Source organism: Clostridium sp. SGI.024, assembly GCF_050315195.1.
Taxonomy (GTDB): Bacteria; Bacillota; Clostridia; order Clostridiales; family Clostridiaceae; genus Clostridium.
In genome coordinates this window covers 1-11,424 of record NZ_JBNPON010000082.1, presented here as the reverse complement: position 1 = coordinate 11,424, position 11,424 = coordinate 1, and the positions used below count along the sequence as shown (strand labels likewise).

General features: G+C 29.4%; 8 protein-coding genes, 3 tRNA genes, 1 pseudogene and 1 other annotated feature. Of the genes and pseudogenes, 10 read left to right on the top strand and 2 right to left on the bottom strand.

Translation table 11 applies throughout. The features are described 5' to 3' along the window. Nucleotides 1-240 precede the first annotated feature (240 nt). From ACQRD5_RS15500 to murD, 10 genes are all read left to right on the top strand, one after another. Entirely contained in the window at nucleotides 241-1,911 is a 1,671-nt protein-coding gene (locus tag ACQRD5_RS15500) for a formate--tetrahydrofolate ligase (protein ID WP_427747018.1), read from the top strand. Nucleotides 1,912-2,041: 130 nt separating this feature from the next. Continuing rightward, a complete protein-coding gene (locus ACQRD5_RS15495; protein WP_291628843.1) occupies nucleotides 2,042-2,821 on the top strand; it encodes a type III pantothenate kinase in 780 nt (259 codons plus the stop codon). Between the two features lie 6 nt (nucleotides 2,822-2,827). Continuing rightward, nucleotides 2,828-3,802 carry a tRNA dihydrouridine synthase DusB gene (dusB, locus tag ACQRD5_RS15490; RefSeq protein ID WP_291628844.1) on the top strand — a complete coding sequence of 325 codons (975 nt, stop codon included), beginning with the start codon at nucleotides 2,828-2,830 and terminating at the stop codon, nucleotides 3,800-3,802. 234 nt (nucleotides 3,803-4,036) lie between these two features. After that, a complete protein-coding gene (greA, locus tag ACQRD5_RS15485) occupies nucleotides 4,037-4,519 on the top strand; it encodes a transcription elongation factor GreA (RefSeq protein ID WP_291628846.1) in 483 nt (160 codons plus the stop codon). Nucleotides 4,520-4,532: 13 nt separating this feature from the next. After that, nucleotides 4,533-6,038, top strand: a complete 1,506-nt coding sequence (gene lysS / locus ACQRD5_RS15480; protein ID WP_291628849.1) for a lysine--tRNA ligase — start codon at nucleotides 4,533-4,535, stop codon at nucleotides 6,036-6,038. A gap of 261 nt (nucleotides 6,039-6,299) precedes the next feature. After that, nucleotides 6,300-6,374, top strand: a tRNA-Asn gene (locus ACQRD5_RS15475). Between the two features lie 27 nt (nucleotides 6,375-6,401). Further along, a tRNA-Asn gene (locus ACQRD5_RS15470) sits at nucleotides 6,402-6,476 on the top strand. Nucleotides 6,477-6,505: 29 nt separating this feature from the next. Next, nucleotides 6,506-6,580, top strand: a tRNA-Asn gene (locus ACQRD5_RS15465). Nucleotides 6,581-6,748: 168 nt separating this feature from the next. Then, nucleotides 6,749-6,917: a binding site (T-box leader), on the top strand. Between the two features lie 43 nt (nucleotides 6,918-6,960). Next, a complete protein-coding gene (locus tag ACQRD5_RS15460; protein WP_294168890.1) occupies nucleotides 6,961-8,352 on the top strand; it encodes a glycine--tRNA ligase in 1,392 nt (463 codons plus the stop codon). A 260-nt stretch (nucleotides 8,353-8,612) separates the two neighbouring features. After that, the gene (gene murD / locus ACQRD5_RS15455) at nucleotides 8,613-9,992 is read left to right on the top strand and encodes a UDP-N-acetylmuramoyl-L-alanine--D-glutamate ligase (RefSeq protein WP_291628852.1); all 1,380 of its coding nucleotides are present in this window, start codon (nucleotides 8,613-8,615) and stop codon (nucleotides 9,990-9,992) included. A 285-nt stretch (nucleotides 9,993-10,277) separates the two neighbouring features. Here the strand turns inward: murD and ACQRD5_RS15450 are convergent. Both ACQRD5_RS15450 and ACQRD5_RS15445 read right to left on the bottom strand, forming a co-directional pair. Continuing rightward, nucleotides 10,278-10,727, bottom strand: a pseudogene (locus ACQRD5_RS15450) (DUF5050 domain-containing protein); the annotation flags it as partial. Between the two features lie 166 nt (nucleotides 10,728-10,893). After that, nucleotides 10,894-11,040 (bottom strand): hypothetical protein, encoded by a 147-nt coding sequence (locus ACQRD5_RS15445; protein WP_291628854.1) that lies wholly within the window; start codon nucleotides 11,038-11,040, stop codon nucleotides 10,894-10,896. Between the last annotated feature and the right edge of the window lie 384 nt (nucleotides 11,041-11,424).

The following is an 11,424-nucleotide window of genomic DNA, read 5'->3' as shown; positions in this document are numbered from 1 at the left end:
AGGAGTTGTTTTTAAACAACTCCTTATTAAATTTTAATAGGTAAATTTTATATTTATATATAATTTTTTATAAACACGTATAAAAATCGATAAAAAGTATTTAAAATATGATTAATAGCGAATTATGAATAAGTAATAAAAAGAAATATTCGAGTTTATGTTTTAATATTTAAGATTAAGTGGTATAATTTATGTAAATAATAAGAATTAATTAAATCTTTTAAATAGGAGTGTGTGAATATGAAGAGTGATATACAAATAGCTCAAGAAGCTAAAATGGAACCTATAACTAAGATTGCAGCTAAGTTAAACTTAACAGAAGATGACATTGAGCAGTATGGAAAATATAAATGTAAGTTGTCATTAGATATTTTTAATAAAAATAAAGCTAATAAAAATGGCAAATTAGTATTAGTGACTGCAATAAATCCAACTCCTGCTGGTGAAGGTAAATCAACAGTTACAGTAGGACTTGGTCAAGCTCTTTGTAAAATGGGGAAAAATGCAGTTATAGCATTAAGAGAACCATCACTTGGACCTGTATTTGGAATAAAAGGTGGTGCTGCAGGTGGCGGCTATGCACAAGTTGTTCCTATGGAGGATATAAATATGCATTTTACTGGAGATATGCATGCTATAACTAGTGCAAATAATTTATTAGCAGCAGCTATAGATAATCATATACATCAAGGAAATACTTTAAGAATTGATTCAAGAAGAATAGTATTTAAAAGAGTAATAGATATGAATGACAGAGCCTTAAGAAGCATAGTTGTTGGCTTAGGGGGTAAGTTAAATGGATTTTTAAGAGAAGATGGATTTATGATTACTGTAGCTTCAGAAATTATGGCTATACTTTGTCTAGCAAATAGCTTATCAGATCTTAAAGAAAGAATGGGAAATATATTAATTGCATATGATTTAGATGGAAATCCAGTATATGCAAAGCAGCTAGATATTCAAGGGGCTATGACTTTATTAATGAAGGATGCTATAAAGCCAAACTTAGTTCAAACCTTAGAAAACACTCCTGCAATAATTCACGGTGGACCTTTTGCTAATATAGCACATGGATGCAACTCTATAATTGCTACTAAAATGGCACTTAAATTAGGTGATATAGTAGTAACTGAAGCTGGATTTGGAGCTGATTTAGGTGCTGAAAAATTCTTAGATATAAAATGTAGATATGGAGAGCTTGAACCAAATTGTGTTGTTATTGTTGCAACAGTCAGAGCCTTAAAGAATCATGGTGGAGTTCCAAAGGATATGCTTAGCACACCAAATTTAGAAGCCTTAACAAAAGGAATAGGAAATTTAGAAAAGCAAATTGAAAATATTAAGAAGTATAATGTTCCAGTAGTAGTTGCAATTAATAAATTTGTAAGTGATAGTGAGGAAGAACTTGATTTCATTAAAGACTATTGTAACAAATTGGGAGTTAAAGTTGCCTTATCTGATGTATGGGCAAAAGGTGGAGAAGGTGGAATTGAGTTAGGTGAAGCTGTTTGCAGTATACTTGATAATGAAACCTCTAATTTTAGCCCAATTTATGAAGTAGACTCAAGTATTGAAGAGAAAATAAATACTATAGCTAAAGAGATATATGGAGCTAAGGGGGTTGTATTTACTGCTAATGCTAAAAAACAAATTCTTGAGCTTGAAAAATTTGGATTGGACAAATTACCTATTTGTATGGCAAAGACACAATACTCTTTATCAGATAATCCAAACCTAAAGGGAAGACCAGAGAATTTTGAAATAACAGTTAAAGAAGTTAGAGTATCTAATGGTGCTGGTTTTATTGTTGTATTAAATGGTGATATTATGACAATGCCAGGGCTTCCTAAAGTACCAGCGGCTAATAATATGGATATATTAGATAATGGTGAAATAGTAGGATTATTTTGATATATAGAATTTACAACACTTGACAAATAATTTGTAATTGTTAAAATTAAATTGTTAAATTTGTTGAGGTTATATTTTTAAACAAGGCAGCTTTTAAAGCTGCTTTTAATTGTATTAAGGTGGTGCTTGTATGATACTAGTAGTTGATGTTGGCAATACTAATATTGTTTTGGGTGTATATAAAGGTTCGGAAAATATTGTGGGATGGAGAATTTCTACAGATGCAAAGAAAACATCAGATGAGTACTCTATTCAAGTTATGCAGCTTTTCCATCAAAGTGGATTCAATCCTAGGGAAGTAAAGGGAATAATAGTATCATCAGTTGTTCCGAATATAATGCATTCCTTAGAGAATATGATAAAAAAGAGCTTTGAAATTAATCCTATAATAGTAGGACCTGGGGTTAAGACGGGAATTAATATAAAATATGATAACCCTAAAGAAGTAGGGGCAGATAGAATTGTTAATGCTGTTGCTGCACATGATAAATATAAACAGGATTTAATAATAATAGATTTTGGTACAGCAACTACATTTTGTGCCTTAACTAAGGACCAAAATTATTTAGGTGGATGTATTACTCCAGGAGTGAGAATAGCTTCAGATGCTTTATTTGATAGAGCAGCTAAACTTCCTAGAGTAGAACTTGAGACACCTAAAAATTTAATATGTAAAAATACCATATCTAGTATGCAAGCGGGAATAATATATGGGTATATAGGTCAGGTAGAATATATAGTTAGAAAAATGAAAGATGAAATGAAGGATTTTGGTTGTGATGAGCCTTTAGTAGTAGCAACAGGTGGATTAGCAAATCTAATTGCAAAGGAAACTGAGGTTATAGATAAGGTAGATTCTAGTTTAACATTAGAGGGGTTAAGAATAATATACGAAAAAAATAAGGAGTAGTATAATATGAAGATTGGTAATCTAGAATTTGAAAATAATGTTTTTCTAGCACCTATGGCAGGAGTAACAGACATATCTTTTAGAGGATTATGTAAGGAAATGGGATGTGGTTTAGTTTATACTGAAATGGTAAGTGCTAAAGCTCTTTACTATGGAAACGAAAATACAAAATCACTTCTTAGGATTTCAGAAGAAGAAGCCCCAGTAGCTATTCAGATATTTGGAAATAATCCTAAGATAATGGCTGAAGTTGTACAAAGAAATTTTAATGATAGGCAGGATGTTTGTTTAATTGATATAAATATGGGATGTCCTGTTAATAAGATAACTAAAAATGGAGAAGGATCAGCTCTTATGAAGCATCCAGAATTAGCAGCAAATATAGTAAGAGAAATTAAGAAAGTTTCTACAAAACCAGTTACAGTAAAGTTTAGAAAAGGTTTTGATGAAGGAAGTATAAATGCTGTTGAATTTGCAAAGATAATTGAGGATGCAGGAGTTGATGCTATAGCAATACATGGAAGAACTAAACAACAAATGTATGAAGGAAAGGCAGATTGGGATATAATAAGACAAGTAAAAGAAGCTGTTTCTGTTCCTGTAATAGGAAATGGAGATGTTTTTAATCCTGAAGATGCCTTGGAATTAAAAAATAAAACTAATTGTGATGGAATAATGGTGGCAAGGGGTAGTATGGGCAATCCTTGGATATTTAAGCAAATTGAGAACAAATTAAAGGGGTTAGAGCCACAAGAAATAACTTATTCAGATAGGATTAATATGTGTTTAAGGCATTATGAATTAGCAATTAAAAATGACGGTGAAAGAAAAGCAGTAAGAGAAATGAGAAAACATGCTTCTTGGTATTTAAAAGGAATGCCTAAAAGTAATGATATAAAAGTTGTAATAAACTCGTTAGATGAAAGTGATGCAGTAATTGAAATATTAAATAGTTATAAGAATGATTTATTAAAATTTTAAAATAAATAATAATATTAATTTGAATATAAAAAACTTTTATGAATAAATATATAAAAAACAAGAATAATATATATCTGTTGACTAATATAAGAATTTTTTTATGAATATAACACTTATATTCGAGATTAGTTGACAGATATTATTTGCTGATTTATAATGTTTTAAATGATTTTGACAATATAAAAATTATTGTTAGTTTTTTTGAATAAAGTAGAATTTGAAGGGGAGAAAATCATGAGTGAGACTAAAAAATTCGTAATGACATACGAAGGCGTAAAAAAATTAGAAGATGAATTAGAATTCTTAAAAAGCGTAAAAAGAAAAGAAATAACAGAAAAGATAAAAGTTGCATTAGGATATGGAGATTTAAGTGAAAACTCAGAGTATGATGAAGCTAAAAATGAACAAGCATTCACAGAAGGTAGAATCATACAATTAGAAAATATGTTAAAAAATGCTGTAGTTGTTGACGAATCAGAAATACCTACAGATAAAGTAGCAGTTGGAACTATAGTAAAGGTTAAAGACTATGAATTCGATGAAGAAGTTGAATATTCATTAGTAGGTTCAGCAGAAGCAGACCCTATGAATTATAAAATATCAAATGAGTCACCAGTAGGAGCAGCACTATTAGGTAAAAAGGTTGGAGAATTAGTAGAGGTATTAGTACCAGGAGGAACAAACAAGTTCGAGATTTTAGGAATAAGAAGAGAGTAACGGAGGGATATCAATGTCAACTGAGGAAATGAATATACAAGAGTTAGAGTCTCAGTTTAATGAACAAGAAGCTTTAAGAAGAGAGAAACTATTACAACTACAAAAGGAAGGAAAAGATCCTTTTGACGTTTATAAGGTTGAAAGAACTCATATGTCAGAAGAAGTTAAGGCAGATTATGACAATCTAGAAGGGACTATTGTAACAGTAGCTGGAAGAATAATGTCTAAGAGAGGGCAAGGTAAAGTTGTATTCTCAGATATTCATGATAGAGATGGAAAAATTCAACTATTTATAAAAATAGACGAAGTTGGAGAAGAAGCTTTAAAATCATATAAGACTTACGATTTAGGAGATTGGGTAGCTGCAACAGGAGAAGTTTTTAAGACTAAGACAGGAGAAGTATCTGTAAAAGTTAAAAACTTTGAATTGATATGTAAATCTTTAAAACCATTACCAGAAAAATGGCATGGATTAAAGGATCCAGACTTAAGATATAGACAAAGAGAAGTAGATATGATATCTAACCCAGAAGTTAAGCAAAACTTTATTAAAAGAGCTGCTATACTAAAGGGAATTAGAGAATATTTAGATAATAGAGGATTTATAGAAATTGAAACACCTATGCTTTCACCAATAGCAGGTGGTGCTTCAGCGAGACCTTTTATAACTCATCATAATACTTTAGATATAGATATGTATCTTAGAATAGCTCCAGAATTATATTTAAAGAGAGCTATAGTAGCAGGTTTAGAAAAAGTATATGATATGGGAAGAACTTTCAGAAATGAAGGTATGTCAGTTAGACATAATCCAGAATTCACTATGATAGAATTATATCAAGCTTTTGCTGATTATAATGATATGATGGAAATTACTGAAAATATGGTTGCTTATGTATGTGAAAAAGTAAATGGAAGTACTAAGGTTATGTATCAAGGTACTGAAATAGATTTTGCACCACCATGGAGAAGAATAACAATGGTAGATGCAGTAAAAGAATATACAGGAATTGATTTTAATTCAATAGCAACTAACGAAGAAGCTCAAGCTATTGCTAAAGAAAAGAATTTAGAGTTTAAGAAGAACTTAACTCATGTTACAAAGGGTGAAGTTTTAAATTCTTTATATGAAGAATATTGTGAGCAACATATGATTCAACCAACATTTATATGCGATTATCCAGTAGAAATATCACCTCTTACAAAGAAGAAGAGAGGTAACGATATGTTTACTGAAAGATTTGAAGGTTTTGTATTTGGTAGAGAAATATGTAATGCATATTCAGAATTAAATGATCCAATAGTTCAAAGAGAAAGATTCAATCAACAAGAAAAAGAAAGAGAACTTGGTGATGATGAAGCTTATATGATTGATGAAGAGTTCATGAGTGCATTAGAAACAGGTATGCCTCCAACAGGTGGATTAGGAATAGGTATAGATAGACTTATAATGTTCTTAACAGATTCAGCATCTATAAGAGACATTATAATGTTCCCAACAATGAAACCAGTAAAGTAGGATATACAAGGACTGTGACAGAATTAATAAATTAATATAAAAACTACTAAATTTAGTTTAAACAATTATAGGACTATCGTATTAGTGAATAATAAATTCATTAGCGATAGTTCTTAATTTTATTTAAAGAATGTTTTAGCCTAGTAAAATAGTAGATTTTCATAGGAGAATATAGTGAAGTAAAAAAATAATAAGAAAATTTTTATTAAAAACACTTGCATTATTAATAAAACTTGATATAATAACAAATGTAGCAAATAATCCGCGATAGCTCAACGGTGGAGCACTCGGCTGTTAACCGATAGGTTGGAGGTTCGAATCCTCTTCGCGGAGCCATTTTAATTTTAAAATTATTTATAGTATTCCGTGGTAGCTCAATGGTGGAGCACTCGGCTGTTAACCGATAGGTTGGAGGTTCGAATCCTCTCCACGGAGCCATTTTAATTTTAAAATTATTTATAAAATATTCCGTGGTAGCTCAATGGTGGAGCACTCGGCTGTTAACCGATAGGTTGGAGGTTCGAATCCTCTCCACGGAGCCATTTTATAAGAGTTTTATAAGAGTAGATAAATTATCTATTGTTATAAAACTCTTTTTTATTATCTATAGTTGCAAGCTATATAACTAATAAATAAATATTTATTTATAGATGCCAAGAAAAAAGCGTTGACATATAAATGGCTTTTGGTAAAATGAATATATAAATTTAATAAACACTAAGAGAAAGAGGAGTAAACTTATATTTTATTTTAGAGAGACGATGAAGGGTGAAAATCGTTATAAGATTGAGTTGAAGGGCGCTTTTGAGTGTTATGATGTTGAAAGTTGGGCTAGAGCCAAGAAGGGTGGAACCGCGGAATATAAATTTCGTCCCTTTAGGTTTATGGCCTTTTTTTATTATAAAAAATTGGAGGTATTAAAATGGCAGTAGAAAAAACTATGGAAAAAATCGTTGCTCTTTGCAAAAATAGAGGTTTTGTATTTCCTGGCTCAGAGATTTATGGAGGATTAGCTAATTCTTGGGATTATGGTCCACTAGGAGTTGAGTTTAAAAACAATGTAAAAAAGGCTTGGTGGAAGAAGTTCGTTCAAGAAAGTCCATATAATGTTGGAGTGGATTGTGCTATATTAATGAATCCAGAAGTTTGGGTAGCATCAGGTCACGTTGGAGGCTTTTCAGATCCATTAATGGATTGTAAAGAATGTAAGGCGAGATTTAGAGCTGATAAGTTAGTTGAAGATCATATGAGTGAAAATGGTGCTGAAGTAGCAAGTGCTGATGGATGGACAAATGAACAATTAAAAGAGTATATTGAAAAGAATAATATAGTATGTCCTAAGTGTGGAAAGTTAAACTATACAGATATTAGAAAGTTCAATTTAATGTTTAAGACTTTTCAAGGAATTACAGAAGATTCAGCTAGTACAATATATTTAAGACCGGAAACTGCACAAGGTATATTTGTTAATTTTAAATCTGTTCAAAGAACTTCAAGAAAGAAGGTTCCATTTGGTATAGCTCAAATTGGTAAGTCTTTTAGAAATGAAATAACTCCAGGAAACTTTACTTTCAGAACTAGAGAGTTCGAACAAATGGAATTAGAGTTTTTCTGTAAGCCAGGAACTGATTTAGAATGGTTTAAATATTGGAAAGACTATTGCTTTAATTTCTTATTAAGCTTAGGAGTTGATGAAGCAAACTTAAGAATGAGAGATCACGGAGCAGAAGAATTATCATTCTATTCAAATGCTACATCAGATATAGAATATTTATTCCCATTTGGATGGGGTGAATTATGGGGAATAGCTGATAGAACAGATTATGACCTTAATAAACATCAAGAACATTCAGGTCAAGATATGAGCTATTTAGATCCTACAACTAATGAAAAATACGTTCCTTATGTAATAGAGCCATCTTTAGGAGCTGATAGAGTTGCTTTAGCCTTCCTAGTTGATGCATATGATGAAGAAGAATTAGAAGGTGGAGATGTAAGAACAGTTATGCACTTGCATCCAGCATTAGCACCATATAAAGCTGCAATTTTACCACTTTCAAAGAAACTTTCAGAAAAAGCTTTAGATGTATATGCTAACTTAAGTAAGAAGTTTAATTTAGAATATGATGAAGCAGGAAGCATTGGAAAGAGATATAGAAGACAAGATGAGATAGGAACTCCATTCTGTATAACTATAGATTTTGATACTTTAGAAGATGAAGCTGTAACTATTAGAAATAGAGACACTATGGAACAAGAAAGAATTAAGATATCTGAATTAGAAGCTTATATTGAAAAAAGTTTAGAATTCTAATTATTGAAGGGAGCTATGACGCTAAAAATTAGTGTATAGCTCCTTTCTGTATTGAACTAATATTATAAATTAAGAATTCTTAATTGGATAATAGCAGATTTTGTATTTAATAATTATAAGTGTTATAATAAAAAAGAATTGGGACAGACTTATTTAATGTAAATATACTTATTTACTAACAAGGTTATAAAGCTGATTTGTTAGCAAAAAAATAGTATATTAATATAATATTTTTATATAGATATGGTTGGAGGAATAATATGAAAAAACCATTTAAAGAATTTAAAGAATTTATAAAAGGGAAAAAAGTTGCTGTTGTAGGAATAGGGGTTAGCAATATACCTCTTATAAGATTCCTAGTTAAGCTTGGAGCACAAGTAACAGCCTTTGATAAGAAGAATAGGGAAGAATTAGGTAATATAGCCAATGAATTTGATAATCTATCAGTAATATTAGAGTTAGGTGATAATTACTTAGATAAATTAACGGGGTTTGAAGTTGTATTTAAAACTCCTTCAATGAGAATAGATTGTGAAGCTTTACTTAGAGCTAAAGAGGAAGGCGCATATATAACTTCAGAAATGGAAGAGTTCGTAAAATACTGCAAAGGTAAAATATTTGGTATAACAGGTAGTGATGGAAAAACAACAACAACTACTATTATATCAAAATTGCTTATTGAAGCAGGTTATAAGACTTGGGTTGGTGGAAACATAGGAACACCCTTATTTTCTAATATAGAAGATATAAGCTCTGAAGATAAAGTTGTATTAGAATTATCTAGTTTTCAACTTATGACAATGGATACTCCTATAGATGTAGCTGTTGTTACCAATTTAGCTCCTAATCATTTAGATATGCATAAGGATATGGAAGAATATATAAATGCAAAGAAAAATATATTTTTGTATCAAGATAAATCAGGGATTTTAATTTTAAATAGAGAAAATGAAATAACACATAGCTTTGTATCTGAAGCAAAAGGAGAAGTAAGAGAATTTAGTTCAAAACAAAGATTGGAAAAGGGAGCTTACTTTAAAGATGATATCCTTTATGTTGATGGAGAAGAAGTATGCACAAAGGATGATGTTTTAATTAAGGGAGTTCATAATATAGAAAATTACTTAGCAGCTTTCTTAGCAACTAAAGAAGATGTATCTATAGATGTTATGAAAAAGGTTGTTAAAACTTTTGGAGGAGTAGAGCATAGATGCGAGTTAGTTAGAGAACTTAATGGTGTTAAATACTATAATGACTCTATTGCATCTAGTCCAACTAGGACTTTAGCTGGTTTATTTGCATTTAATACTAAGGTTATATTAATTGCTGGAGGATATGATAAACATATTCCATTTGATCCTCTTGCTGAAGAAGGATATCCATATATAAAAGAATTAATTTTATTAGGTGCTACTAAAGATGTAATAAAAGAAGCTTTTGATAAAGTGCAAAAAGAAAAGGGGATAGAGGTTCCTACTGTTAAAGTAAATACTTTAGAAGAGGCTGTGCTTAAAGCAAGGGAAATAGCTAAAGAAGGAGATATAGTTACATTATCACCAGCTTGTGCATCTTTCGACATGTTTCCAAACTTTGAAATAAGAGGTAATAAGTATAAAGAAATAGTAAGAAATTTAAAGTAATAAATAAAAGCTATATTGAGATATACAAAGAATATTAAAGTATATTTCAATATAGCTTTTTTTAATTGTATTTAAGTATATTTATATTACCTAGATTATGAGTAGTTTCGATAAATATTCCTTTCTCTGAAGTGTAATAATTATTTGCGAAGTTAGGAAAGATTTTTTTAGCTTCAAATTTATTAGTTTCATTATTTGGTATTAATTCATATAGGAAGTTAGGATATTCAGAGTTTATGCAATATATTTTGTTATTATCTTGTTTTAAATTAGATACTCCTATATCTAGAACTTTTTTGATTCAAAGGTAGATGAATTTAGAGAATATAAATAATTATTGTCCTTTGAATTTGAAAATAGCATTTCATCATTATGTATTACGAAACTATCAACTGAAGAGTCCATAAGCTTAAAATTATCCTTATTATTTATTGTTAAGCAATATAATTTAGAATTATCACTTAAATTCTTATAATAGATTGAATTGTTATTAATTAAAAGGTTACTTGCTTTAGAACTAGATAATAATTTTATTTCTTTATCTTTAATAGAATATGAATATATATATTTATCCTCTGAACTTATGTAGTACAACTTATTATCATAATAAACAATTTCTAAAGAACTATCTTGAATAAGATTAGTTATTTCTTTTTTTTGATAATCTAATTTATATAATCTCTTCTTGGTAGATGATGAAGAAAAAAATATATTATTTCCATCTGTAGCTATAGCATTTGTATTATATTAAAGCTATCAATTATTGAAGAAGTATCAATATAAGTAGCATCTTCAGTAATTTTTGATATAGACAAGATGTCGTTATTATTAGGATTAGGAAAAAATAATAGATTTCCTAAAAATATATATTTGCTGTTGGAATAAGATTCACCAAAAAAAGCTATTTTTTTATTAGTAATAGTATTATCTTTATAAGAAGTAGAGAGCTTGGATTGTTTTTTTCTTCTGTTGCTTCATTATTTTTAATTGAACAACCTACAAAAATAAAAAGTGAAGCTATAACAGGAAGAATGAATTTTTTTATCATAATAATCCTCCTAATATTTTGCATTAATAATATACATTATATTAAATTATCGTATATTAAGTAAAATAATTTGACAAAATAGTGAAAACTTATATTAAATTATAAGAAATTTAATATAATACACTTATTTATATAGTTAACTTTACCTGGCGTATCATTATATAAAAAAGAGAGAAAAATAAAGAAAAAGATAGTATTATAATTATAATATTAAAATTTATAGTAACTTAATAATTTATGATTGAAATAATCGTGATAATATAAATAGCGTCGTCGGGAACGGCGGTAAGATAACAGCAAAAAATTGCAACAAAAAATGTTGACAATTGATAAGAGGAATGTTATCATAAAAAAGCAAGTCGAGAGACTTAGATCTTTGAAAAT